At 45.5% G+C, this 25374-nt stretch carries 21 protein-coding genes and 1 riboswitch; of the genes, 2 read left to right on the forward strand and 19 right to left on the reverse strand.

The features are described 5' to 3' along the window. Positions 1-48: 48 nt before the first annotated feature. The 16 genes from AC5ZC7_RS30040 to thiS all read right to left on the reverse strand — a co-directional run bounded on the left by AC5ZC7_RS30040 (position 49) and on the right by thiS (position 20105). Positions 49-2508 carry a TIM-barrel domain-containing protein gene (locus AC5ZC7_RS30040; RefSeq protein ID WP_496161096.1) on the reverse strand — a complete coding sequence of 820 codons (2460 nt, stop codon included), beginning with the start codon at positions 2506-2508 and terminating at the stop codon, positions 49-51. Between the two features lie 140 nt (positions 2509-2648). After that, a complete protein-coding gene (locus AC5ZC7_RS30045) occupies positions 2649-4187 on the reverse strand; it encodes a RagB/SusD family nutrient uptake outer membrane protein (protein ID WP_496161097.1) in 1539 nt (512 codons plus the stop codon). A gap of 22 nt (positions 4188-4209) precedes the next feature. Further along, complete coding sequence (locus AC5ZC7_RS30050) at positions 4210-7164, reverse strand: SusC/RagA family TonB-linked outer membrane protein (RefSeq protein ID WP_496161098.1); 2955 nt, start codon at positions 7162-7164, stop codon at positions 4210-4212. A gap of 366 nt (positions 7165-7530) precedes the next feature. Next, a complete protein-coding gene (gene susR / locus AC5ZC7_RS30055; protein ID WP_496161099.1) occupies positions 7531-9132 on the reverse strand; it encodes a SusR family glycan utilization regulator in 1602 nt (533 codons plus the stop codon). Positions 9133-9258: 126 nt separating this feature from the next. Continuing rightward, positions 9259-9705 (reverse strand): copper resistance protein NlpE N-terminal domain-containing protein, encoded by a 447-nt coding sequence (locus tag AC5ZC7_RS30060; RefSeq protein WP_496161100.1) that lies wholly within the window; start codon positions 9703-9705, stop codon positions 9259-9261. A gap of 134 nt (positions 9706-9839) precedes the next feature. Then, the gene (locus AC5ZC7_RS30065; RefSeq protein ID WP_496161101.1) at positions 9840-10673 is read right to left on the reverse strand and encodes a ferritin-like domain-containing protein; all 834 of its coding nucleotides are present in this window, start codon (positions 10671-10673) and stop codon (positions 9840-9842) included. A gap of 26 nt (positions 10674-10699) precedes the next feature. Continuing rightward, positions 10700-11419: a ferritin-like domain-containing protein gene (locus AC5ZC7_RS30070; protein WP_496161102.1), complete on the reverse strand. Its 720-nt coding sequence runs from the start codon at positions 11417-11419 to the stop codon at positions 10700-10702. 235 nt (positions 11420-11654) lie between these two features. Next, complete coding sequence (locus AC5ZC7_RS30075) at positions 11655-13037, reverse strand: S41 family peptidase (RefSeq protein ID WP_496161103.1); 1383 nt, start codon at positions 13035-13037, stop codon at positions 11655-11657. 236 nt (positions 13038-13273) lie between these two features. Further along, positions 13274-13426 carry a lmo0937 family membrane protein gene (locus AC5ZC7_RS30080; RefSeq protein ID WP_496161104.1) on the reverse strand — a complete coding sequence of 51 codons (153 nt, stop codon included), beginning with the start codon at positions 13424-13426 and terminating at the stop codon, positions 13274-13276. Between the two features lie 668 nt (positions 13427-14094). Further along, complete coding sequence (thiH, locus tag AC5ZC7_RS30085; RefSeq protein ID WP_496161105.1) at positions 14095-15207, reverse strand: 2-iminoacetate synthase ThiH; 1113 nt, start codon at positions 15205-15207, stop codon at positions 14095-14097. Positions 15208-15238: 31 nt separating this feature from the next. Beyond that, on the reverse strand, positions 15239-16012 hold the full coding sequence (locus AC5ZC7_RS30090; protein ID WP_496161106.1) for a thiazole synthase: 774 nt from the start codon (positions 16010-16012) through the stop codon (positions 15239-15241). Further along, positions 16000-16632 (reverse strand): thiamine phosphate synthase, encoded by a 633-nt coding sequence (locus AC5ZC7_RS30095; protein ID WP_496161107.1) that lies wholly within the window; start codon positions 16630-16632, stop codon positions 16000-16002. Before AC5ZC7_RS30095 ends, AC5ZC7_RS30090 begins: the two co-directional genes overlap by 13 nt. Beyond that, complete coding sequence (locus tag AC5ZC7_RS30100; protein WP_496161108.1) at positions 16629-17381, reverse strand: bifunctional hydroxymethylpyrimidine kinase/phosphomethylpyrimidine kinase; 753 nt, start codon at positions 17379-17381, stop codon at positions 16629-16631. The genes AC5ZC7_RS30095 and AC5ZC7_RS30100 overlap by 4 nt, the downstream gene beginning before the upstream one ends. Continuing rightward, a complete protein-coding gene (locus tag AC5ZC7_RS30105) occupies positions 17357-17938 on the reverse strand; it encodes a thiamine phosphate synthase (RefSeq protein ID WP_496161109.1) in 582 nt (193 codons plus the stop codon). The genes AC5ZC7_RS30100 and AC5ZC7_RS30105 overlap by 25 nt, the downstream gene beginning before the upstream one ends. Positions 17939-17960: 22 nt before the next feature. Then, a complete protein-coding gene (gene thiC / locus AC5ZC7_RS30110) occupies positions 17961-19817 on the reverse strand; it encodes a phosphomethylpyrimidine synthase ThiC (protein ID WP_496161110.1) in 1857 nt (618 codons plus the stop codon). Positions 19818-19901: 84 nt separating this feature from the next. Further along, on the reverse strand, positions 19902-20105 hold the full coding sequence (thiS, locus tag AC5ZC7_RS30115; RefSeq protein ID WP_291919657.1) for a sulfur carrier protein ThiS: 204 nt from the start codon (positions 20103-20105) through the stop codon (positions 19902-19904). Positions 20106-20158: 53 nt separating this feature from the next. Beyond that, a riboswitch (TPP riboswitch) is annotated at positions 20159-20265 on the reverse strand. 128 nt (positions 20266-20393) lie between these two features. On the opposite strand from thiS, the gene AC5ZC7_RS30120 reads away from it, so the two are divergent. Then, positions 20394-20870: a lipocalin family protein gene (locus tag AC5ZC7_RS30120; protein ID WP_496161111.1), complete on the forward strand. Its 477-nt coding sequence runs from the start codon at positions 20394-20396 to the stop codon at positions 20868-20870. Position 20871: 1 nt separating this feature from the next. Here the strand turns inward: AC5ZC7_RS30120 and AC5ZC7_RS30125 are convergent, their stop codons facing one another. From AC5ZC7_RS30125 to dnaN, 3 genes are all read right to left on the reverse strand, one after another. Further along, complete coding sequence (locus AC5ZC7_RS30125; protein WP_496161112.1) at positions 20872-21126, reverse strand: hypothetical protein; 255 nt, start codon at positions 21124-21126, stop codon at positions 20872-20874. Between the two features lie 43 nt (positions 21127-21169). Further along, complete coding sequence (locus tag AC5ZC7_RS30130) at positions 21170-22009, reverse strand: sterol desaturase family protein (RefSeq protein ID WP_496161113.1); 840 nt, start codon at positions 22007-22009, stop codon at positions 21170-21172. A gap of 404 nt (positions 22010-22413) precedes the next feature. Beyond that, positions 22414-23532: a DNA polymerase III subunit beta gene (gene dnaN / locus AC5ZC7_RS30135; protein ID WP_496161114.1), complete on the reverse strand. Its 1119-nt coding sequence runs from the start codon at positions 23530-23532 to the stop codon at positions 22414-22416. 383 nt (positions 23533-23915) lie between these two features. On the opposite strand from dnaN, the gene AC5ZC7_RS30140 reads away from it, so the two are divergent. After that, positions 23916-25175, forward strand: a complete 1260-nt coding sequence (locus tag AC5ZC7_RS30140) for an aminotransferase class I/II-fold pyridoxal phosphate-dependent enzyme (RefSeq protein ID WP_496161115.1) — start codon at positions 23916-23918, stop codon at positions 25173-25175. Positions 25176-25374: the final 199 nt, after the last annotated feature.

Here is a 25374-nt window from a genome sequence, read left to right on the forward strand (position 1 = left end):
AAATATAAAGAAGACCCCCCGGAAAATCCAGGGGGGCCGTTCCTTTTATTACAAATCCACGTTAATGACCTGATTACCATTATCAAAGGTTGCCTGTTGTACCAGGCAGCGCTCTGCCGGAATAGAAAACCCTTGCGGATCAAAACGGGAAATAGGTGAAAGGAAAGTATAACCGCTTGTTTGTACTGGCAGTTGGCTACCATTTACGGAGATACTTTTTTGCTCATTAAAGCCGTGGAGTAATAATTTAACGTAATGAAATTTTGAAGTATAGCTACCTGCTGCTTTTTCCAATATAATTTTTTTGTTGGCAGGCTGATAGGTGATGGTCCGTTGATAAAAGACGCCTTTTTCATTATCAAAACTCTCTCCGTCATCTTCATAATAAACAAAGGAATGTGGTTGTGTGCCTTTGTAGATATGGAGAAACAGGGTATCTGATGGCTTTTCAGCGGTATTTTGTACTAAGGATTGCATAGGTATAATGCTGCTTTCCTTTATGTATACCGGCAGTGTTTTCAAACTGAGTGGTGTAATCACTTCCTGGTTACCGTTGGTGAGGCTGTCGTTGTAGATATTATACCATTTACCTGCGGGAAAGTAAATGGATCCAAATTCTTTGGTACTCTCGAAAGGCGCGATCATAAAGGCGCTACCATAGCCATATTGGTTCTGGAAGCGGGTGTCATATACTTTGGGATCGAAGGTGTTGGTAAGGGCCAGGGTACGCATAACGGGCATGCCTGTACGGGTGGCTTCATACATAGCGCTGTACAGGTATGGGAGCAGCTGGTAGCGCAGATTAACGTAATTACGGGTAATTTCCAGTACTTCTTCTCCATATGCCCATGGCTCAGACGATTTGGTATTTACGCCGGTATGGTTGCGGAAGTAAGGGATGAAAGCGCCTATCTGCATCCAGCGGGCATAGAGGCTCACCGTAGGGTTGCCGGTGAAGCCACCGATATCCATCCCGGAAAATGGCATACCGCTAACGCCTAAACTATTCAGCAGCCGTACGCCGAGTAGCATGTGGTCTTCTTCGGCGCGGTTGTCGCCTGTCCAGATGGCGCTATAGCGCTGAGACCCTGCATAGGCGGCCCTTGTGAGCAGGAAGGGGCGTTTCTTTAGTTCCTCGCGGCTACCTTCATAGCTGGCGCGTACCATCTGGAGTCCATAAATGTTATGCGCCTGTTGATGGGTAACGGGGTGACCATCATAGTTGAATAATACATTGTCGGGCATTTTTTGTCCCCAGGTAGCAATTTCATTCATGTCGTTCCAGATGCCGCGCACACCGTCATGGATATACGATTTAATCTGTCCTTTCCACCAGTCGCGCCCTTTGGGGCTGGTAAAGTCCGGGAAGTGGCACCAGCCGGGCCATACCTGGCCGGTATAGTTTTGGCCATCACTGTATTTAATGAAGATGTTTTCTTTTTTGCCGTTTTCATAAGCGGCATAGCCATCTTCTACCTTGATGCCCGGATCTACAATTACCGTGAGTTTGAAGCCCATGTTGTCCAGTTGTTTAGTAAGCTGGGCGGGATTCGGAAAGCGGTCTTTGTTCCAGGTAAACAATTTGTAGGCATCCATATAGTGGATGTCGAGGGTAATCCCATCTGCGGGAATTTTTTTCTCACGAAGGGTTTGCGCAATGCGTAATACTTCGGTATCGGGATAATAGCTGTAGCGGTTTTGTTGGTAGCCGAGGCTCCACAGGGGTGGCATGGGCATACGACCGGTGAGGGTGGTATAAGAAGCAATGATATCAGCCATTTGCGCATGATAGATCAAATAGTAATTCATCTCCCCTCCTCTTGCACCAAAAGAAGAAAACCGGTTGTTGCTGGCGCCGAAGTTAAAGTCGCTCTGAAAAGTATTGTCGAAGAAAATGCCGTAGTTAACATGATGGTGTATGCCTATGTAAAAGGGAATGGTGGCATAGATCGGATCCTGGTTAGTGGCATAACCGAATTTGTCGGAGTTCCAGTTCGTATAGCCTTCTCCTTTACGATCCAGCTTACCGGTTTTTTCGCCTAGTCCGATGAATCGCTCACCTTCCTGCATTTTCTTGTAGGTAGTTACGTCGTTGCCGATCCAGGAGGTGGTTAAGCCGGTTTCATCCTCGTTAATCACTTCTCCCGAAGGGGTAAGAAAATGGATGGAAAATGGATTTTTGGTGATACGTAATTGCAGGGAATCGGTAGCGACGTTGATTTCACTTTCATTTTGTGTAGTCTTTAACCGGGTGGTTATTGGTTGCGCAATCACGGCGTAGGAAAAGTCAGCAGACAGTGGGCGTTGATCCATCCGCACACGTACCACCGACGGGCTGTACACGGTGATTTCTGCGAAAGCATTTTCGGCACTGATCCGGATCTGCTGACCTGAAATGTTGACCGTATTTATTTTGCCGATCGTTTTTACCGGATTTTGTGCCTTTATGGAGAGGCTGCACAGTAACAGTAGCCAGTGGGACTGCTTTAGCAGAGCTTTGATATTCATATGAGCGATTAATTTCTACACAAAAAATTCCCCTATCGCATTACTGATGTAATGCGTAACAGTGATATAGTAATAAAAGGAAGAAGATTTTGCTATCGGGCGGGATCATATAGATCCCGCCTGAAGCAAAAGGACATTATTTAGTAACCTGGGTTTTGTTTCAGGTTTGGATTTACAGCGAGGTCGCTGGTAGGAATTGGGAACAACAGGTTTTTCTCATCATCTGATGGTTTCAGTTGCCATGGTGTCAGGTATTTACCGAAGCGGATCAGATCTTGTCTTCTCCAGCCTTCCCAGTATAATTCACGGCCTCTTTCAGCAAGTAGTTGCGTGAGGTCGAGCGTGAGCAAGGCAGAGGCACCACGTTTAACACGCAGATCATTTACCAGCAGCAGTGCAGCGGGGGCCGCACCTGTTCTGAGTTGGGCTTCTGCTTTCATTAAAACGGCATCTGCATAGCGGAAGAATACAAAATCGTTGGTGGCCTCGCTACCAGATGAACCCATATCTGGCGGATATTTCACTACCCTGATACCAGACATTTCCACCTGGCTGCCTGTTGCTCTCAGCTCTACTGCTGGCGTAAAAATAAGTGGACGCCCGCTTCTATCCAGGATCTTGTTACCGTTTTGATCATATTGCTGACCTACGAGGAAACCCACTCTTAAACCGGAAACATTGGTTACGCCTGGATATGGACCGCCTAAGCGGGTATCTGAGGCTTCAAAGGAATTATAAAAGTCAGATAAGGTAGTAAAGCCATTCCAGCCACTCGGATTTTGGCTGTAGTGCAAGGTGCACATCCAGCGACAGTATACGTTGTTACCATTCCGGGTATTACTGATGCCAGGACCATTCTGTTGCGTGAAGATATTTTCATGCGACTTTGCATCATTATCTTTCGCAAAATTTTCGAAGTAATTAGCCTGAATGCTATAACCACTGGCAGTTAATTCATCTGCTAAAGCAATTACCTTCTGCATATCTGCTGCATCAAAAGTGGGTGATTTTCTGTTTAGGAAAGCCCCTTTGTTAAGATAAATCTTCATTAGCAGGAAGCGTGCGGCATCTTTGTTGGCAACAAAAGCATCTTTAGCGGTTACTCTATCCGGAAGGTTGGCCATAATCGCATTCAGTTCGGATATGAGGAAATTTAATCCGTCTGCTGCGTTCAGCACTTTAGGGGCTTCCAGCAGGTTATCGCCCGGGCTACGGAAAGGAACCTGACCATAGAGATCAATTACAGAAAACATAGACCAGGCGCGTAAGAAGCGGGCTTCTGCATCCTGTCTGGGAGTAGGATGGAATGCCAATACGTTGGTAGCGCTGAATTGTTCGAGCAGTAGCGCGCTGAAGGTGTTCTGTATATGTGCGTGATCGGCGTCCCATTGATGTAAATGCAGGGCGCGCCAAACACCGTTATCATCCCAATCGCCGCCACGTGTGGGGCCAAGAGCTTCGTCTGTACTGATTTCACTCATACCCCAGGTTTGAGAGAAATCCTGGTAGGCATTCTGTAAATTATCATAGGCGGTTCCTAACAACTGGGAGGCTTTAATAACCGAATCCGCCTGTTGTTGATTTAAGCTGCTTCCGAGGTCTTCCTTCAGGCTACAGGCGGTGAAACCAACGCTGCAGGCTATAACCAGGGCTGTTTTGAATATATGTTGAGTCGTCATTGTGATCTTTTTTAGCAGTAGATTATAAAGTAAAGTTTACACCAAACATGAAGGACCTGGCAGTTGGATACGGAGAATACTCTATACCAAAGGAGCTAACGCCATTGATGTTTTTATCTGTATTTACTTCAGGATCAAATCCGGTGTACTTGGTAATAACAAGCAGGTTTTGACCGGTGAGTGACAGCGTTGCGGCTCTGAATACTTTGCCAACCGGGCCTATATTATAAGAGAGTGTGAGGTTGTCGAGTTTCAGGAAGCTACCATTTTCCAGGTACCGTGAAGATGCCGCAGGTGAGTTTGTTTGTGCTTCACCATTGCCCACCAGTGATTTGGCGATGTTCCTGGAGCCAAGGTTGCCAATGGGTAATACTGTGTTGGCAGTATTGTTATACACCTGGAAGCCGAATGCACCATGAGAGCTGGCAGACATGCTCCATTTTTTATACTGCAAATAAGTGTTGATACCCAACAATACTTTGGGATTTGGGTTAGTCATGTAATAAAGGGTTTTGCCATCGTTGGCATATATGCTCATTCCTTTATCATCAAAACCTTCAAATTTCCGCAGGTAGAAAGTATTTAAAGGGTATCCGTTAGCCAAGCGCTGGGAGGTTACGCCAGATACGCCTTGTCCATCAATAGAACCGGTATTGACGGTAGGGCCGGAATAACCAGACATTTCATTTTTCAACCAGGTGCCATTCACGCCCAGGTCCCAAATCCAGTCTTTAGTTTGGACGATGGTGCCTTTAAGGGATAACTCCACCCCGGTATTCATCACTTTACCTGGTAAATTGATCCAGTAGCTGGAGGCTGGCGCCGGTTGGATGGCGGGGAAGCTGAACAACAGGTTGGTCGTGTTTTTGAGAAAATAATCTACTGTACCACTTAACCTGTTTTTCAGGATGGCAAAATCTACACCCACGTTCAGTTGTTTAGAGTCTTCCCATTTCAGGTCGGGGTTAGGTACATTGCTTAGATTGGCTTTGTTGCCGGGAGTCAGGGTGTACTGTGCCTGTGCAGCGCCGGCAGGGAATTCCTGGTTACCTGTAATACCATAGCCTGCTCTTATTGCCAGGTTATTGAAAAAGGTATTGTCCTTCATGAAGTCTTCATTGGAAATATTCCATTTCGCAGCGAAAGAAGGGAAATAGCCATAACGGTTGTTTGCGCCAAATTTGCTGGATCCGTCGGCCCTCATGGTGGCGGTCAGGATGTATTTGTCTTTTGCATTCACAGTTACCCTACCGAAGAAAGATTGTATTTCAGAGGAAGGGTTCATGAAAGAGCTGATATTAGTATTTACCTGGGAGGTAGACTGGAATATGTTCGTATAGCCAACTGCGTTGGTAGGAAAACCTTTTGCGCCAATACCTACGCCGGAATAGGCAAATTTCTGATATTCATATCCTACCATGGCGGTTAGGTTCCATGCACTGGAAAGCTGTTTGTTATAGGTCAGGGTATTATTGAATAATTGGGTAGTCAGTTCTGCGGTGTTGTAGGCAGCTATACCTACACCGAGCACCTGGTCAATGTTAATGGTAGAATCCAGGGATGCTCTTCTTTGTCCTACCTGGTGGTTTATACTGTACATGGCGCGATATTCCCAGTTATCGTTGAATTTGAAGTAGGGAGATACACTGGCCAGTACATAACTGATATTGGCTTTATCATCATAGCCCTGCGACATATTCATTGGGTTGATCGCCTGGTTTTTGGCCAGGATGTTTAATGACCCGTCCGGCTTGGTGAGTGATACAGTAGGATTCCATTGTAATGCTTGTCCGATCAGGCTTCCGGTAAAGCCGGCATTATTGGAGATAGGTGCCAGTTGTTCGTTGGTTTGTGCAGCCATGATGCTATAATCGATCCCCAATTTTTTGCTTTCCAGGAATTTACTCTGGCCATTCAGGGTAGCGGTATATTTTTTTAAACCTGTTTTTTTCACGATGCCCTGTTGGTCTTGTAAACCGAAGGATGCCCTGTAGCGGCTGGTTTCACTTCCTCCGCTCATGGCTACATGCACATTTTGTGTAACGCCTGTCCGGAGTATGGAGCCGAGGCCGTCTGAATTGGAACCGCCATCGCCACTGGTAAAATTGTATTGTTTTAAGGCCGCACGGTATTCATCGCCATTCAATACATCCAGTTTTTTCATGATGTTACTCATGCCCACGGAGTAATTCACATCCACTGTTGCGGCGCCTGCAGTTCCTTTTTTGGTATTGATGATAATCACCCCATTGGATCCACGTGATCCATAAATAGCGGTGGCAGAAGCATCCTTTAGTACTTCCATGGTGGCGATATCATTATTATTAATAAAGTTGAGCGGGTTGGCATCGGGAGTTTGTCCTAATCCGGTGAGGTTAAGAGACGGACGGGCAATGCGTCCATCTAATGGCACGCCGTCTATCACGTAAAGGGGTTGGTTGCCGGAACGAACGGAAGATACTCCCCTGATCCTTACCGTGGCAGAGGCGCCAGGTGCACCATTGTTGTTGAGTATCATCAGACCGGATACCTTACCCTGGATCAGTTGATCGGGAGCAGAGGTAATTCCTTTATTAAAATCGGCAGCCTTTACCTGGGCAATGGCGCCGGTTAAATCTTTTTTACGTGTAGTACCATACCCTACTACCACTACATCAGTAAGGGTGGTGTTTTCCTGTCCCAGTTGTACGGTAACAGTGGTTTTGTTGGAGATACTTACTTCCTGTTGTGTGTAACCAATGAAGCTTACTATCAGCGCGCTGGCTCCTGGGGCTACGGACAATTTAAAGGCGCCGTCGGCATCCGTGGTGGTGCCGCTGTGGGTGCCTTTTATTTGAACAGAGGCGCCGGGAATGGCCAACCCATTTTTATCGGTGATCTTCCCGGTAATCGTCTTATTCTGGGCGATGGCCATGCCGGGTAGGGCAAATAACAGCATGCACAGAAAAAGATTTTTGATGGATCTTGTTTTAAGCATAAAGTGGATTTTTTTAGCAGTCAACGGTACTGCTACGTGGATTAAATGTTTTTCATTATTTAAAAAATGGAAATAAGGCGTTGCTTGCAGAGAATGCCTCGGCAGTTTATCAACGTGGATTAAATTGTTTTTTGAAACGACCGGTGTCGTTCGTCTTCTTTAAATGGTTTTAGATGCTAGTTAGATTTTTGGTTTCTTCTACTGATGGAATCAAAGTAAAAACACTATCAGCAGGTCAACAAGTATTACAATTAAAATATAGAAAATAAAAGGGAATTTACCAAGATGTAAGTTTTATGTATGCTGTATATCAATTACTTACGTTCATATATAAAATATTTATATATTGATGAAATGAAGGCTTTTTCATAGGGCTTTAATGCTCATAATACGGTTTTCAAACTCTTCATTGGGGATTAAAGACCGCTTTTTGATTTTGGTTTTATAGGCATAAATGGTGTTAACAGAGTACTCCAGGATACTGGCAATTTTTTCGTTGTCGCTGATACCTATCCGGATAAGAGCGAAGATCCGGATATCCGTATTCAATAATTCATTCTCCTTTAATATTACCTGGTTGTCTTTATCGAAAAGTGCGTTGAACTCAGTTACAAAATGAGGGAATATTTTAAGGAATACCCGGTCGAAGTTGGTGAATAACTCCTCCCTTTCCTGCCGGATATTAATGTTGTTGACTACAAACTTCAGTTCATTGGGTTTATTATCAGCCAGTTTTTGCTCCAGGCTTTGTTTCAGTTTTTCTATTTTCCCGATATAGGTGGCATTGATATTAAAGCAATAACCAACATACTCCTCTTTTATTTTATTGGCTTCCAGCAATTGATTATTGATTTCCTGTTGTTTCAAATGGGCGGCGGTAATAATACGCTGGGCGGCTTTTAATTTTTGTACCTGCCGGAATACAGTAATGGCCAGTACTACCAGGGCAATCAGCAACAAGGTCACAATGGCCGCATAAATCAGCAGCGATTTGGTTCTTTCTTCAGCGGTATTGATTCTTTCATGCTCAATAATGGGTAAAATACTACTTACCATCACTTTTCGCTGGCGGGCGCCGTAGAATACCGCCTCTCCAATGGCACGTTCAATGCAGTGGGAGGCATTTTTGATATCCCCTCTTTCAAATAACAGGGTGGCCAGGCTGTAACTGGCCATAGTTTCTTTGGTAGACGACCGGATATCGGCAATGGCCGAGCGGGTCATCAGCGCTATGGCCGTATCTGTATTATGCAGGGCTTCATAAATGGCTCCCAGCGTACAGGCAGACACCGCAAGCTTACGGTCGCTGATTCCCGGTGTGTCCAGGTTGGGATAAATGGCCAGGGCTCCGGCTACATCTCCCATTTTAAATAGTTGGAGGCCTTTATTATACCGGTACTCGAAAGAATTAACGGGTATCAGCTCCAGGGCCGAATCAATATAAGCACTGGCTTGTTTAATATAGGTGGGGGTGTAATATCTATCCTGGTTATAGTCTGCCAGGTCAAAATACAACCGGCTTTTCATCAGGTAAAACTCTATCCGGATGCTATCGGGTGCGCCAGTGGCATCGATGGTATTTACATAAGCCGCCGTTTCGGTAAACATGCCGGACGATAGTAGTACATAGCCAATTTTGATTTTGGAGGCAGTGATATATACCGGATCATGTAGTTGTATGGCCAACTGCTCCAGTTGCCGGGCATATACAAAAGCGGAATCGAAATTGAAAACTTTATAGGCGTTATAGAGTTGTTCGTAGATGTGAAACCGCCCGGTGGGGTTATTGGCTACAGCCGGCAAGCCGCGCTTTATGCTATCAATACCTCTTAATTTGATAGAATCATAGACGGCTGATTTTTCCATGGCTTTGTTCAACTCCCGGAGCAGACTGTCGGTGGAAGTTTGACCATAGGCATGGGTAGCAGTTATCAGTAGTAAAATCAGATAGCCCAAAAATCGATTCATAGCATGATGGAGTAATAAAAGGTCACAAGGTCAACGCTAAATTTAAGCGACTTTTTTGATAAAATGTAAAGCGCCGGTTTATTTTAAACCAGCGCCTGTTTATCATTCAATTTTGTTGCAAAATTGCTATAAAACCTTTTTTAGGGTGTAATTATGATTACTTTGTATAGCCCGTTGATCTATATCGAGCATCTTCAGCTCGTCAGGATTTACCTGCTGAAAATAGCGTTGCAGGTTTTTGTCTTTGTCGGGATTGAGTTGTATCACAGTGGCGCCGGGATCTGACGGCGTACCATGCCGTATTACATAGTTACCTTCACTGGGAAATGTCTGGTTTTTACCCTGGTAGGTTTCTTTCAGTGTGAAATGGGTATCCGGCTGCCGGTACAGGGTGAGTTCTGTTTCTATGCCTTGACAATCGGCGCAGGGAAGTGTACCGGTATAAGTTACCTGGGAGGCCGTATCTGCATCTGTGGATTTGGTTGCCGTACTATCTGTGTTCCCGGTGTGTTTGCCGGCCTGATGACAGGCGGCAAAGATGACACATGCTAACAATAATGGCAAGCGTTTCATAAAGCAGGTTTTTCTGAAGATAACAACGCCGGAGCAGTATTGTTTTTATGGTGTTATCACCCTTCTGAATACTACGTAGTAAGGCCGGCCCGAAAGAGCCAGCCTTTTCTCCATCTGACCAACTGATAGCGTACTTAAGGTTTTATAAATAATTTGGCAATATTCAGTACATCTTCCATGGCCAATGGTTCATCAAATGATTCGGAAGCCCTGTCTGCGCCGATATTTCCCAATGCTGAAATGTTGATACCTGCTTGCATGGTCAGTTCTTCTCCTGCATAGGTGGCATTTACATGTGCATCGGCAATACCGCTCTGGTTCAGTGTAATCCACGGTTTAAGTGCGGTAGTGGCGCCCAGCTGGCCAATAGCGCGGCGCATAGAACGGATATGCGAGGCATGGCGGGCCTCCACCGAATGAATACTTAATGCCGCGGTTAACACGGTAGCATTACTTTGGATATTACCTGCCTGTCCTTTATAGGCCCTGACACCGGTATCTTCGAAAGCTTGTGCTATGGCGAGAAATACGTTGTAGTCACTGAAAACAGTGGGGAATACACCGCCTGCGGTGAAATCAAAAGTAGGACTGTCCAAAGAAGTGCCCATACTGCTCAACACGCCCTTTAAGAAAATGACATGTGCATTTTCATGTTTTTGTATGGTTTGTATGGCGGCTTGCGCTGCAGGAGCAGTAATAAGGCCCGCCGTATTTATGCCTTTGGTATAATAAGCCGCCTCGAGGTATTCCAGTGTCAGCGCATACTTCAGCACATCTGTCACCGAGGTGCCGGGTGTTTGTGCATATGCTTTGTTAAACATACTACCCAGTGCAAACGGAATGGCTGCCAGTGCAATTTTACCACTGAGATTGGTAAATTGTTTCATGGCGTTGCGGCGGGAATCCAGCCTGTCGTATACTTCGGGATCGATTTTTTCGATTTCTTTGAAAATATTAAGAAGGTCCATATGATTAGTATTTTAACAGGTGAAGCTTATTTAGGCAAAGTGGTGGTGTCAATCTTTGTTTTAATGTAAGTGCCGGCAATAGCAAATACTTCGGCGGGTGTTCTTACTTTATCCAGGCCATTGGCGTCTATTACATCTGTGTCGGCGAAGGATCCGGGGGTAATAAGATCGCGGATATAGGCCGCATGCCGGGCCTCTACAGATACAATTTTTCCTGCCAGCCCGAGGTATACCAACCCCGTAGCTGTTTTTGAAATATACTGGGCCGCGCCATTGTAAGCGGAAACGCCCAGGTCTTCAAATGCTTTTGCGGTACCCAGTACACTATCCCGTTTGGAAAAATCTATGCTGCTGAAGTTTACTTCTAGTCCTGCGATTGCACTGGTGGTTAATGCGGCTTTAAAGAATTCGCGGTGACCAATTTCATGATCCCGGATGTTCTGAAAGAAATCCAGTTCGGTAGAAGTCATGCCTGCATAGGGGTTGTTAACTACCTGCGTGTAGAAGGCTGCTTCCAGCTGTTCCAATGCATACGCATAATTGAGTACCGCCACATCTCCTGTACCTAAACTCACACCATTACCACCGGAGGGGTTGTTGTTATCATCTTTATGGCAACTGGCGGCAACTGTAGCAGCAGTAACAAATGTAGCTCCCATACCCAGGTATTTCAGGAAGTTACGACGCTGGATATTGGGCATAGCTTCTTTACCCTCATCCCGAAGGGAGGTTTTCATAATGTGCATAATGTAAGATTTTACGTGGTGAGATAATACATGGTCACAATGCTCTGTTATGCAACAGTAGCGGGTTTTATTGATGCCGGCAGGTACGCTCGCGCAGACACCTGATCGACATATACGGGGTCTTTTAAAAATTGGTTTTAAAAAAGAAAAAGTATTTTGGGGAGAAGGAAAGGGATATTGTCTGAGGATGGTTTATCAGCCACAACACGATGGTGTGGCTGATAAACCCGGTTCATTATTTTTCCAGGAACTGTTGCGCAGCAGTAATCCAATTCAATGTGGGGGATAATTTTACGGCCGGCTGTATACCAGTATTGTCGATACCTTTTCCAATATTAACTCTCCGGCTCCTGGTGGTGGCGTAATATAAAGTATAGGGTAAACATGGAAAAGCTGGTGCCTGTCTCATATTGGCATAGTCCAATACGCCTGCAGTAGCCTCGCCCATAAGGGTTACCTTTTTACTTTGTATAGCTTCCATCAGGAACTCTTCTGCGGTGCTGGCACATCGGCCGTTGATCAGAATGGCTATTTTCTTTGGACAGGTACTGATACTGTCTGATGTGACTGTTTCGTCTGGGCCTGTGCTGACGAAGGTCCCTTTATGTTGTTCCATTTCCTCCGTTACGTCGGTAATATGTTTTTTTATTGCGGCAGGAAGATCATTCATTTTCAATAATGCTTTCCAGGCATTGATGTTTTGTTCGGTGGCAAGTACGTCTACACCAATTTTCTGAACGGGGTTGGTATAAAGATACGGTGTGACCGGTGCATACGTGAAGTCGGAGCCGCCACCGTTGTTCCGGATATCAATAATCAGGTTAGGGGTTTTGTGCAGGAGGACTTTGTATGTTTTAAAAAGGGAATCAATATTGGCTGCATTGCTTTGATCGAAAGACCGGATACGGAGATAGAGTGTTTGGTCTGATAGTAATTTACCAGTAACGCTTTCAGTAGAAGCGTCTTCGTTATTAGCTACTGTACCTTCCCGCTGCCAGGCGCCCAGGGTATGGGTGTCAAACGAAAACGTTTCGAGGTAAGGAGTATGGTCTGTATCATACGTAATGCCCAATAATTCATTTTTTCTGTTGGATGGTCTCAGCTCCAGTTTAACCTGACCTGGTTTCCAGCCGGTTGTTTTTGAAGAGATAATGACACCCGCAAAGTCCCGGACGGAGTTAGGACTTTTGATGATGGCGATGCAGTCTGCAGAATCACTACTCCAGTAGACCCCTTCTACACTTTTCGAATGAGGGAGTTTATTTAGTTGTTTTTTTGTGAGATGTATACTTTCTGTTGTTGCCACTATTTTTTGTAAATCGGTGGCTGATAATGGGTTTTCTCCCAGCTGTATATGCCTGTCCAGGAAGAAGGTCAACCAGTCGGCCATTAACAAAGCACAGTGGTGCGAGGTAGTTACTTCTTCTGTTGCTTTGGCAATTGCCTTGGTATATACCAGGTATGCAGTGTTGGTGGCTTTATCCTGGAACCCTGCATAATTTTGGGTGATTTGATCTTTGAGATGTACAAACTCGGTTTTGCAGTTGCAGTTTTGTCCGATCGCGGGAATACCGATAAAGAGCGATAGAAAAGGGATAACCAGCAGTTTCAAATTCATTAACGGGTTCGGTTTAGGCTGCGTAAGATAACAAAATCCGGTAGAATGGAAAACCTTGTTAGGTTGCCTGTTATCCTGATTCCCGGATGGATAACAGGCAACTGTTAACTATCAGCGGCTGTTTTTCGGCCTGGCAATAGTTAACGCAGCAAAGCTTTCTCGTCTACCGGATGAAAGTGTTTCCTGTTGAAGTGCTTTTAAAAGTGGGCATATCAAAACCGGGTGTATAATAGCTGCTATACCGCTCTACCCCTGATAATATTGACGAGGATCGCAATAATAGCCAGCACAAGCAAAGCGTGTATTAATGATCCTGCGGAATAAACAAAGAAACCAAGTATCCATCCTATTATAAGAATTACGGCAATTAAATAAAGAAGGCTATTCATTGTTTCAAGGATTTGATTCGCCTATACCGCTAAAAAATTTATGCCAATCAGGTAATTGCTTTGTTTACAGCCATCTCCACATCGTTGACCCTGCTGTGTTGTGGAACCTTCTCCACCATCCGGGACAAAAAAGGACGGGTGCTAACTGGTATATTTCTTCGGAGGTACTTGTTGATAAAGGGTTTAGCTAAAGAACGATCCTTTTGAAATGAAAATGTCAACAGCTATCCTGATGCAACGAATCAACAGGCATTTTGTGCATTTAAAGGGTAGTTGTTCTTTTTGTTCATATCAGTGCTTATAGCGGTTGTTCAGGAGGACCCTGTTACTTTTGATATTATAAGATTCCAATCATACTTATCTTAATAAGTAATATGGCAACTACGGGATTTTCGGTACAGGGCTGCTTCAGCAATTGAAGCAGCCCTTTTTATTGCTTTTCCGGTCTGGCTCAGGCCCTGTTCAGTCCGGAAAAATGAGGTGGAAAAAGAGGTGCTGTTCATTGGGATCCCGTCTGTTCATTTTGTTCAGTTTAGTTTGCCTCTTTTTAATTTCTATCAGTGGTGCTATCTTTAACAGGATTGAGAGAAGTAAAATTGACGCTTGTATACATTTTAACCTCCCCATGAAAAACAATAATAATAAGGTGGTCTAACCAGCCACCTTTTTTATTGCCCTGAAAAGGAAGGATCCCAATCTTTCCAAACCGGCTCATATCCTTGTCCTTTCAGCATTTTCGCTATGGTTGCGGCACTCCGTTCGTCTGAAATCTCAAACTGTTCCAGCGACTGCGCATCTACGGTATATCCACCCGGATTGGTTTTAGAAGCCGCACTCATGGCCGTAATGCCCAGATGAACAATATGATCCCGGAACTTTTCCTCTTCACGGGTAGAAATGCTGAGTTCTACTTCCTGGTTCAGCAACCGGTAAGCACAAATCAGTTGTACCAGCTCCCGGTCGTTCATCACCACTTTAGGCGTAAGGCCGCCGGAAAATGGCCGCAAACGTGGAAAGGAAATACTATACTTAGTTTGCCAATACTTTTTTTCCAGGTAGCCCAGGTGTAAGGCGGTAAAGAAACTATCGGTCCGCCAGTCTTCCAGGCCTATCAGCACGCCCAGTCCCATTTTGTGAATACCTGCACGTCCCAGTCGGTCCGGCGTTTCCAGCCGGTACTCAAAGTTCGACTTGCGCCCTTTGGGATGATGCTTTTTATAGTCGTCCTGGTGATAGGTTTCCTGGTATACCAGCACGGCATGTAGTCCCTGTTCGGTCAGCTCCCGGTAGTCCTGCTCGTCCATAGGCTGCACTTCCATGGAAATATTGGAGAAATGAGGCCGTAGTAATTGCAGTACCTTCTTAAAATAGTCAACACCTACCTGTTGATGCGCTTCTCCGGTTACCAGCAGCACATGATCAAACCCCATTTCCTTGATGGCCGCGGTTTCCAGCAGTATTTCTGCCGGATTGAGGGTTTTCCTTTTGATCTTATTATCCAGGCTAAACCCGCAATAGGTACAGATGTTCTGGCATTCGTTGGAGAGATACATGGGAATGTACAGCTGCATAGTATTGCCAAACCGTTGCCGGGTAAGGGTATTGCTGATGGCGGCCATCTGTGCCAGGTAGGGTGCTGCGGCTGGGGAAATGAGTGCGGCAAAGTCGTCCAGCGAACGCCGTTGATGATGCAACGCCTGCTCTACATCCCGGGATGTTTTAGCATAGATACTGGCTTTTACCTCCTCCCACTCATACTGATCAAATATGCTTTTAAACATGATGATGGATTAAATAGATGATAAAATGGCGTTATGCTTCCTCCAGGAACGCGATTAACGGACTGGATGCAATGGCCTGCTGGCTACTGCCGGGCAAACCTGCCTCATAAGCCATGCGTCCTGCTTCTACCCCGGCTTTGAAGGCTACTGCCATTTGCGCCGGGTTGCGGGCAACGGCAATCGCGGTATTTACCAATACCGCACTGGCGCCCATTTCCATGGCTTGTGCTGCGTGAGAGGGGGCGCCAATACCGGCGTCTACGATCACCGGAATATTGCTTTGCGCAATAATGATTTCCAGGAAGTCGAACGTTTTTAATCCCTTATTACTACCTATCGGAGAACCCAAGGGCATAACGGCGGCGGTACCGGCTTCTTCCAGCCGCTTGCACAACACCGGGTCCGCATGTATGTAAGGCAGTACTATAAATCCCAGTTTTACCAGTTCTGTAGCGGCCAACAGGGTTTCTATGGGGTCTGGCATCAGGTAGCGGGGATCCGGGTGTATTTCCAGTTTGATCCAGTTCGTTTCCAGTGCTTCCCGGGCCAGTTGGGCCGCATACACGGCTTCTTTGGCGGTACGCACACCGGAAGTATTGGGTAGCAGGTTGAGTTGCGGATGTTGCAGGTGTTGTAGCATATCATCTGCTTTGTTATCCATCTCCACCCGTTTCAGCGCTACGGTGACCAGCTCGCTGCCGGAGGCCAGCAAGGCGCTTTCCATGATATCGGGCGAAGAAAATTTGCCGGTACCGGTAAACAACCGGGAAGAAAACTGCTTGCCGGCTATGATTAAAGGCTCCATGTGGGGGTATGGTTTAACTGTTGATGAATATGATGCACGATGCTTTGTTTGTCTATGGCCTGTGTAACCAGGCCGCTTACCGCAATACCATGTACGCCGGCTTCCATCAGGGCGGAGATATCATCGAGTAAAATACCGCCGATGGCTATAAGGGGGATGGCTATATTTTTTTCTTTTAATGCCTGTAAAATTTGCTGATAGCCACTCAGGCCCAGTATGGGACTCAGATTTTGTTTAGTAGTAGTGAAGCGGTAAGGCCCCACACCTACATAACTGGCGCCATCTGCTACATGTTGCAGGATGTCGTTCAGGGTGTTGGCGGTACCACCTACTATCATGTTGTTGCCGGTAATGGCCCGGGCTGCAGCCACGGTCATATCCAGGCGGCCTACGTGTACGCCTGCGGCGCCCACCGCCACCGCAATATGTGGGTAGTCGTTGATGATGAGGGCAGCCTGATACCGATCGCAGATTTTCTTTACCGATTCGGCTACGGGTAAAATAGTGTCCGGCGATTCGTTTTTGATGCGCAGTTGAATCCACTTACAGCCGGCATCCAATGCTGCGGTGATGTTGCCGATATGGTCTGGTTGTGATATGTAGTGTAATTTGCTGATCATATGTGATGATATCCTGTTAATGATGAATGACTGGCTAATAGCTTTTCCGTATATGCCTTACCATTAGCACATGCGTCGTGTAGTGACTGGCCATTGGCGAGGCCGGCGGTAATGGCGGCGGATAATACACAGCCGGAGCCATGTTTGGGATATACTTGCTGTAATACCGGTTTAAATGTATGTATCACATCGCCGGTATATAAAGTGTCGTATCCGGGCTTGTTTTTATGATGTCCGCCTTTCAACAGTACCGCACACCATTCCGACAGTTTTCTCGCAGCTATTTCCCCGTCTGTAAGCCCTGTTAACGCTAACGCCTCATCGTAGTTGGGCGTGAGCAGGTATAGCTCAGGCAGGAGCTCTTTCCAGGCCTGTTGCTGTATATGGCCGTGGAAGGTAAAACCGGCAGACGCCTTTAGTACGGGGTCCAGGATGATACGGATACCGGGCGACAATAGTTTGACTTGCCGGACTAATTCCAGTAAAGATTGAATATCCGCCATGATGCCTATTTTGCAGTATTGCAGCAATGGATTGCCCAGCAACGGTTTCGCCTGTGCCAGTATATGCGTTACCGGTAGCCATTCTACTGAAATAAATTGTTCGGGTGTTTGTACCGTAATGGCGGTACAAACACCGAGGCCAGTTACCCGGTGCTGTTCAAATGTTTTAATATCTGCCAGCAAACCTGCTCCCCCACTGGGATCCAGACCGGCAAAGCTCATCACGTAAGGTCGCTCTTGTTCCATAATTCCTGAATGCGATAATAGTTTTCAACGGCTTTTGCCGGTGTTTGCCAGATAGCGCCCAGTAAAGCGGCGCCATCAAACTGCCATTTTTTTAGAAAGATGATATTTGTGTGGTCCACACCACCTAAAGCAAGTACGGGCCTATGATCTTTGTTGGTCAGCATGCCGGCTGCCCTGCTGGTATAGCCGGGTTTGGAGATGCTATTGAACACCGGGCTTAACAACAAAGTTGAATAGCGTTTATTCGTTAACGTTATCTCGTTTGTTGAATGGATACCGATACTGTTTTCTGTATATACCGTAGTGGCATAAAATGTGTTGACTGCTTTACTCCAGTGCACACCAGCCAGACCGTATTCCACTGCCAGTAGCGGTTCGTCGCGGATCAGCAGGGCGTCATAGTAGTCGGGAGATATTGTATCCAGCAATGCCCGGTATTGTGCTGTTGTCCATCCCGGTTTTCTAAGCAGTACCCGCGAAGCGCCGGCAGATAATAGTGCGGCTATTATCTGCTCTTCTTCGTGTATACGTTCAGGTGATGTGATGACCCAGATCAAGAATGATTTTTTGAATCCGTTGTTATAAATAAATTTCTCCGCCTTGTGCCGCAAAGGCAGCCGCTTTTTCTTTCAAACCTGCATCTACGGCCTGTTCTGCTGCCATACCCTGTTCGGCAGCAAATGCTCTTACTTCCTGGGTAATTTTCATAGAGCAGAAATTAGGTCCGCACATAGAGCAGAAGTGTGCAATTTTGGCACCTTCTGCCGGCAGTGTTTCATCGTGATAAGAGCGGGCGGTTTCCGGATCCAGTGCTAAGTTGAACTGGTCTTCCCAGCGGAATTCAAACCGGGCTTTGCTGAGGGCGTTATCGCGGTGTTGTGCACCCGGATGCCCTTTGGCGAGGTCGGCGGCATGTGCCGCAATTTTGTAAGTGATCACACCTTGTCGTACATCTTCTTTATTCGGTAATCCCAGGTGTTCTTTAGGCGTAACGTAACAAAGCATGGCACAGCCAAACCAGCCTATCATAGCGGCGCCTATGCCGGAAGTGATATGATCATAGCCGGGTGCGATATCCGTTGTTAAGGGGCCTAATGTATAAAATGGTGCTTCGTGGCAATGCTCGAGTTGCTTGTCCATGTTGGCTTTAATGAGCTGCATAGGTACATGTCCTGGTCCTTCAATCATTACCTGTACCTGGTGTTTCCAGGCTATTTTAGTCAGTTCCCCGAGGGTTTCGAGTTCTGCGAACTGGGCGGCATCATTTGCATCCGCGATGCTGCCGGGGCGTAATCCATCTCCCAAAGAAAACGCCACATCATAGGCTTTCATGATTTCACAGATTTCTTCGAAGTGGGTATACAGGAAGTTTTCTTTGTGATGTGCCAGGCACCATTTCGCCATAATGGAGCCACCGCGGGAAACGATACCGGTAACGCGTTTGGCGGTAAGTGGTATATATCTTAATAAAACACCGGCGTGGATGGTAAAATAATCTACTCCTTGTTCTGCCTGCTCAATAAGGGTATCGCGGAAGATTTCCCAGGTAAGGTCGGCGGCTTTTCCGTTCACTTTTTCGAGTGCCTGGTAAATGGGAACGGTACCGATGGGAACGGGAGAGTTCCGGATAATCCATTCTCTTGTTTCGTGGATATTTTTGCCGGTGCTGAGGTCCATGATGGTATCGGCGCCCCAACGGCAGGCCCATACTGACTTTTCCACTTCTTCTTCAATGCTGGAGCTCACGGCGGAGTTACCAATATTGGCGTTAATTTTCACCAGGAAGTTGCGTCCAATGATCATGGGTTCGCTTTCCGGGTGATTGATATTGGAAGGAATGATGGCTCTGCCGGCAGCAATTTCCTGGCGTACAAATTCAGGCGTAATATATTTAATGGGTGTGTTGGCGCCAAAGCTTTGTCCTTTATGTTGATGCCACAATGCGTTATTTTCTTCATATAGTTTATCTGCGCATTGATTTTCGCGGATGGCGATGTATTCCATTTCCGGTGTAATGATGCCCTGTTGCGCATAGTAAAGTTGTGTAACGTTTTGCCCTGGTTTAGCGCGAAGTGGCTTGTGAGTAAGGCTCATCAGTGGCATTTTTCCTCCTTCCTGCATGAGGCTTCTGACAAAGGGGCTGGTATATTGTGGTAGCTGTTCTACGTCTTGCCTGTCATGAATCCATTCTTCGCGGACGCGGGGAATGCCGGTGCTAACGTCAATGGGTATATTGGGATCAGAGAATGCGCCGCTGGTATCGTATACTACTACGGGTTCATTGGGAGTAGATGCGCCGTTTCTGCCGTCAATGCGTGTATCCGTTAACGTTATTTGACGCATGGCTACTTTTATAGGATGGATATGGCCGTCTACATAGATTTTTTCTGATGCAGGAAAGGGTGTGCGGCTGATAGCCACAGGTTGTTGTTGCATGATGTCTGGATTTTTGCAGATAGAAATGTCCGTTCCGTAATTGAACACTACGGAAAAGGATATACGAAATTTAAGTCAACGGAGTTAACCGCCTTGTGTGGCCCGGATAATGGTGATATTATCTGCGGCCGATAACGATTGGTTTTCCCAGTGGATTTTGGGTATTACCTGGTTATTAACGGCTACCGCGATGCCTTTTTGAGCAGAGAGTTGAATAAACTGTAAGAGTGCAGCAATGGTTGTTCCTGGCTGCACCGCATAAAGTTTATTGTTTACATGCACTTCCATGATAAATTGGAATTAAGGTGAAACAATAAACTTTAAGGATGTGGAAAGATGAGAAAGGTTCAGTTACTTTTCCCTACGGCAGTACGAACTGCTTCAGGTACTGAGGGTATCATCTCAGTTTATCCGCCTACATGGTGGATAAACACCCCTAAAGTGTAGGCATAAAAGTAATGCAATTTTTTAGAATTACGAATTACGAATTGCGAATTGCGGATTTGCGAGGAGATCATTCGCTATTATCTTCTCACAAATCCGTAATTCGTAATTTGTAATTCGTAATTTTAAGTTATGGTAAGATTCAGTTTAGTGTGTTTATTGATACTGGCCGTTGCATGTAATGGGAGAACGCATAAGGAAGATAGTAAGGAAGAGTTGTTCGACGACAGTAGCCTGGTAAGTATCGCAGACAGCAGTAATGCCGGCATTACTGACAGCATCGCTGCTGTTGCGGATACGCTGCATGTGGATGCAGCTAAGCTCATAGGGATGTGGATTCAGCCTGTAGCAGGCCTGGATAGGGAAATGCAGGGTTTTCAACTAAGAAAGAACGGAACTGCCAGGTCCATTAATATGTATACGCTTGTATACGAAAAATGGCAATTGACGCACGACACCTTGTTATTATGGAATCATTCCGAAGGTGTAAAAGACACGTCCACCATTGTGGATACTACTATCATTAAAGAACTGTCAGATACTTCGCTGCTACTGTTTCCTGTGAAAGCCGCTGAGGGCTATGTGGAAAAGTACCATAAACGAAATTAAATCAGTTATACAACTGCCATAAGCCTACCAGGCAAGCGACAACTGCCATGAATATACCCGCAGCAGCGAGCTGCATATCATCAATATTTTTTCTTCCGATAAATAAAGAGATAAGACCTATCACGATGGCTACTGAACCGGCAGTTACGGCATAGCCAGGAGTTTTGGTGGTAAAGGCAAATGCGGCCGATAATACACCAATAATGAGTGCTGAAATACAAGCTGTTTTTGTCAGAGCTGTTGAGTGTTGTTGCATATGTATTCGAGTTTTAAAAACAGGTGAAGGAATAAAAATTTGCTTATAGGTTGTGATGTTGACTACTTACTTTTTCTTCCACCACTCCGGTAGCTTCCCAGGGCACTTTTAACAGGGATCCTATTTCCTGGTAACGGGGATCCTGGTACTCATCTAATCCATAGTGAATGGAAAGCGTGTCTGGCACTTTAACGAAGGTGCCGAATATCCGGTCCCATATAGAGAATATATTAGCATAATTGGCGTCTGTTTGCGGTTGGTAGTGGCTGTGATGCACCTTGTGCATGTCGGGTGATACAATGATCCAGCTAAGCGCATCATCCAGCCATTGCGGCAGGTGGATATTGGCGTGGCTGAATTGGGAGAATACTACCGACAAACTTTGATACAGCATGATCATCCAGAATGGGACACCCAGGATAAGGATAGCCGCAAAGAGCGCAATAATCCGGAACAGGCTTTCAACTGGATGGTGCCGGAGTGCCGTGGTTGCGTCTATTTGTGTATCTATATGATGTATTTTATGAAATTGCCACATCCACCCGGTTTTATGTTGTACCCAATGAATGAGCCATGCAGCCAGGAAATCCAGCAACATTATGGCGAGTAAAGCATGTAGCCATAATGGAAGACGGGTGAGATACAGGAGTCCAAACCGGTTGTCAGTAGTCCATTGGGAGGCTTTCACCACCAGGAAGGCCAGCCCGGTATTTACAATGATGGTGGTCAGCGTAAAGAACAGGTTGGTACCCGCATGTTTATAGCGATTGCCGCGGAAGCGGAATCTTGGCACCATGCCTTCCAGTATCCATAATAGCAGGAGTCCACCAACTAAAATGGCTGTGCGGTACACAGATGGAATATGTTCAAAAAAACTTACCATAACCGGTAATATATATAGTTGTACTAATGCTGCGCTTTATTGGTTTTTCCTGACCAGGCCAACAAAATCTATACGGTGGATATGGGGAAGTGATCTTATAATATAATACACAGCAAACATATATACGTTACTGTTATTATCTCTGCGTTACGGTCCTGGAACCTGGAGGGGTATTTCTACCCTTGATTCCGATGAAAAATTACAACTATTTAAGGAATAATAAAAGGCTCTTTTGAGCCATGGGCAAAGAAAATAGCAAGCACTTGGGGAGTATCGTATTATATATTAATTTAAAGCTAAAGGCATAAAAGCGATAATGATAAAAGCGATTAAGCCGAATGATAAGCACATTATTCATGTGCTCCTCATTCGGCTTAATCGCTTATCTGTTTTTAGTTAAATGCTTAGTTATTCAGCATCAATGGCATTACCAGCATCAGCAGATCTTCGTTTTCTTCTTTTTCGGAAGGGCGGAGGATACCTGCTTTGGTAGCTGTAGCGAGGTCGATGGAGATTTCATCACCTTCTGCAGCATTCAGCATTTCGATGAGGAATTTCGCATTAAAAGCAATTTGCATATCATCGCCGGTGTACTGGCAATTCATGCGCTCATTACCTTCGAAAGAGAAATCCACATCCTGGGCGGAGAGTTGTAATTCGCTGCCGGTGATGCTGAGGGCTACCTGGTTGGTGCTTTTATTAGCGAACACGCCTACACGTTTTAAAGCGTTCTGGAAGTCGCTTTTTACTACGGTAAGGCGGTAAGGATTATCTTTTGGTATTACTACCTTATAGTCAGGGAAACGGGCATCAATGAGGCGGCAGATCATCTGTGCACCTTCGTGTTGCACGAAGAAGTGGTTTTGGCTATAAGCGATTTTAATTTGCGTTTCGTTATCTGGCAGGGCAGATTTCAGCAGGTTCAGTGGTTTTTTAGGCACAATGAAGCTGTCGGCCTGCGGAGAGGTAACGTCTGTTCTTACATATTTCACCAGGCGATGTGCATCGGTGGCTACGAAGGTAAGGCTGCCGGGAGCAATTTCGAAGAATACGCCGGTCATAGCGGGGCGCAGGTCGTCGTTGCTTACGGCGAACAGGGTTTTATTAATAGCGGTAACCAGGCCAGTGGCAGACATGGTAAAAGACGTGGTGTCGTCAGCAGCAGGTTCCTTCGGGAAGTTTTCCGGATTTTCGCCCATTACCTTGTACTTACCATTGTCTGAAGTAATTTCTACTGCGTAAGAATTCAGGTCAATGTGGAAAGTGAGGGGCTGGTCTGGCAGATTTTTGAGGGAATCCATCAGGATTTTTGCCGGGATACAGATACGTCCGCTTTCCTTGGCTTCCACCTCCAGCTTCACCCGCATAACAGTTTCCAGGTCAGTAGCAACTACAGTCAGTTCGTTTTTGTCAATCAGGAATAGGAAATCCTCCAGTATAGGCAATACTGTGTTGGAATTGATAACCCCGCTGATCTGTTGTAATTGTTTTAATAAAGTAGAGGAAGAAACAATAAATTTCATGAGTTATATAAGTTTGCTTATCATTTTTTGTTCTTGGGTAACCATTAAGGCAGGTGGCCTGATTCACATGTTACCTTGCATAAAAGGTCAAATGTACTGTAAACAAAGATAGAAAGTTTTGTCATTCTCCCTAATTTCATCACATCTTATACACTAAGATAATGCGGTTTTACACAACGATTTGTGAGGGTTCAAACATTTGTTTTTAATATAATACTAAACAGAAAGATAGAAAAAAGGCTTTTATTTAGATGAGATGTAATATCTGTTGTTAGTTATTGACGAATGTGAAAAGAATTCCCTGATTCTTTTAAATTATCTTCAAATCGGTTACTTTTGCCGCGCTAAAAAAAATTATTCCAAACCAACAAAAAAAGCAGGTTATGAAACTGTCTCATTTAGCCGAAACACTGATTGGATCCGAAATCATTAAGTTAGCAGCTGAAATAAAGGAGAAACAGGCCAAGGGTGAGAAGATCTATAATTTCACCATTGGTGATTTTGACCCGAAGGTATTTCCCATCCCGGTTGAATTTGAACAGGAAATCATAACAGCCTATAAGGAGCACCTCACTAACTACCCTCCTGCTGATGGTATCGCGGAGTTAAGACAGGCTGTAGGTGATTTTATAGCTGAGCGTGAAGGTCTCTCCTACGACCCAGCCAAGGAAATCGTGATTTCCTGCGGTGGTCGTCCTATCATTTATGCTACTTTCAGAACAATCCTGGACCGTGGCGAAAAAGTAGTGTATGCAACTCCGTCCTGGAACAACAACCACTACACCCACTTCCTGGAAGCGGAGCACGTGGTATTGGAAACCAAACCGGAAAACTTCTTCATGCCTACAGCGGCTGAATTGAAGCCACTGCTGAAAGGAGCTTCCCTCCTGGCGCTTTGCTCGCCGCAGAACCCAACCGGTACTGCATTCGGCAAACAACAACTGGAAGAAATCTGCGACCTCGTTATCGCTGAAAATAAAAGCAGGGGTGCCGACGAAAAGCCACTCTATGTGCTGTTCGACCAGATGTACTGGGTACTCACCTTCGGTGACACACACCACTACAACCCGGTTTCCCTCCGTCCTGAAATGAAAGACTATACCATTTTCATTGATGGTATGAGTAAAGCTTTCGCTGCAACCGGCGTAAGAGTAGGTTGGGCTTTAGGACCCGCACACGTAATCGGTAAAATGAAATCTATTCTCTCTCACGTAGGCGCCTGGAGCCCAATGGCAGAACAAAAAGCTGCTGCCCGCTACCTGGTACAGAAAGAGAATGTAAATACTTACCTGAAACACTTCAAAGGTGAAATCGAAGAAAGACTGGTGAAAATTTACCAGGGCTTCGATAAACTGAAAAATGCAGGTCACCAGGTAGAAGCGATTGCACCTCAGGCAGCTATTTACCTGACGGTTAAATTTGACCTGGTAGGTAAGAAAACTGCGGATGGTGCTGTACTGGCTGATCAGGCTGCAGTTACTTCGTACATCCTGAATGAAGCAAAACTGGCCCTGGTGCCGTTCTACGCATTCGGATCTGCTAAAAACTCTCCATGGTACCGCCTCAGCGTTGGTACTTGCGTGAAAGAAGAGATCCCGGCAATGTTCGAAAAACTGCAGGCTGCCCTTGAAAAGTTAAGCTAGATATAAAGAGCTGAAAGCATAAAGCGTAAAGCAAAAAGCTATTAAAGCGATTGAAAGAAGCGGGTATTTATTCGCTCTTTTCAATCGCTTTAATAGCTTTTTGCTTTACGCTTTATGCTTTCAGCTCTTTATATCTTCCTTTTGACTTTTTGCGTCGAAAAGTTAAAAACCTGTTAAATGGTCAACTGTTGTTACTATT

The organism is Chitinophaga sp. 9-1-y, assembly GCF_059511905.2.

Bases quoted from the DNA above. Each gene is read 5' to 3' on its own strand.
- AC5ZC7_RS30040 (WP_496161096.1), bottom strand. From the start codon at position 2,508: ATGAATATCAAAGCTCTGCTAAAGCAGTCCCACTGGCTACTGTTACTG.
- AC5ZC7_RS30045 (WP_496161097.1), bottom strand. From the start codon at position 4,187: ATGACGACTCAACATATATTCAAAACAGCCCTGGTTATAGCCTGCAGC.
- AC5ZC7_RS30050 (WP_496161098.1), bottom strand. From the start codon at position 7,164: ATGCTTAAAACAAGATCCATCAAAAATCTTTTTCTGTGCATGCTGTTA.
- susR (WP_496161099.1), bottom strand. From the start codon at position 9,132: ATGAATCGATTTTTGGGCTATCTGATTTTACTACTGATAACTGCTACC.
- AC5ZC7_RS30060 (WP_496161100.1), bottom strand. From the start codon at position 9,705: ATGAAACGCTTGCCATTATTGTTAGCATGTGTCATCTTTGCCGCCTGT.
- AC5ZC7_RS30065 (WP_496161101.1), bottom strand. From the start codon at position 10,673: ATGGACCTTCTTAATATTTTCAAAGAAATCGAAAAAATCGATCCCGAA.
- AC5ZC7_RS30070 (WP_496161102.1), bottom strand. From the start codon at position 11,419: ATGCACATTATGAAAACCTCCCTTCGGGATGAGGGTAAAGAAGCTATG.
- AC5ZC7_RS30075 (WP_496161103.1), bottom strand. From the start codon at position 13,037: ATGAATTTGAAACTGCTGGTTATCCCTTTTCTATCGCTCTTTATCGGT.
- AC5ZC7_RS30080 (WP_496161104.1), bottom strand. From the start codon at position 13,426: ATGAATAGCCTTCTTTATTTAATTGCCGTAATTCTTATAATAGGATGG.
- thiH (WP_496161105.1), bottom strand. From the start codon at position 15,207: ATGTTTAAAAGCATATTTGATCAGTATGAGTGGGAGGAGGTAAAAGCC.
- AC5ZC7_RS30090 (WP_496161106.1), bottom strand. From the start codon at position 16,012: ATGGAGCCTTTAATCATAGCCGGCAAGCAGTTTTCTTCCCGGTTGTTT.
- AC5ZC7_RS30095 (WP_496161107.1), bottom strand. From the start codon at position 16,632: ATGATCAGCAAATTACACTACATATCACAACCAGACCATATCGGCAAC.
- AC5ZC7_RS30100 (WP_496161108.1), bottom strand. From the start codon at position 17,381: ATGGAACAAGAGCGACCTTACGTGATGAGCTTTGCCGGTCTGGATCCC.
- thiC (WP_496161110.1), bottom strand. From the start codon at position 19,817: ATGCAACAACAACCTGTGGCTATCAGCCGCACACCCTTTCCTGCATCA.
- thiS (WP_291919657.1), bottom strand. From the start codon at position 20,105: ATGGAAGTGCATGTAAACAATAAACTTTATGCGGTGCAGCCAGGAACA.
- AC5ZC7_RS30120 (WP_496161111.1), top strand. From the start codon at position 20,394: ATGGTAAGATTCAGTTTAGTGTGTTTATTGATACTGGCCGTTGCATGT.
- AC5ZC7_RS30125 (WP_496161112.1), bottom strand. From the start codon at position 21,126: ATGCAACAACACTCAACAGCTCTGACAAAAACAGCTTGTATTTCAGCA.
- AC5ZC7_RS30130 (WP_496161113.1), bottom strand. From the start codon at position 22,009: ATGGTAAGTTTTTTTGAACATATTCCATCTGTGTACCGCACAGCCATT.
- dnaN (WP_496161114.1), bottom strand. From the start codon at position 23,532: ATGAAATTTATTGTTTCTTCCTCTACTTTATTAAAACAATTACAACAG.
- AC5ZC7_RS30140 (WP_496161115.1), top strand. From the start codon at position 23,916: ATGAAACTGTCTCATTTAGCCGAAACACTGATTGGATCCGAAATCATT.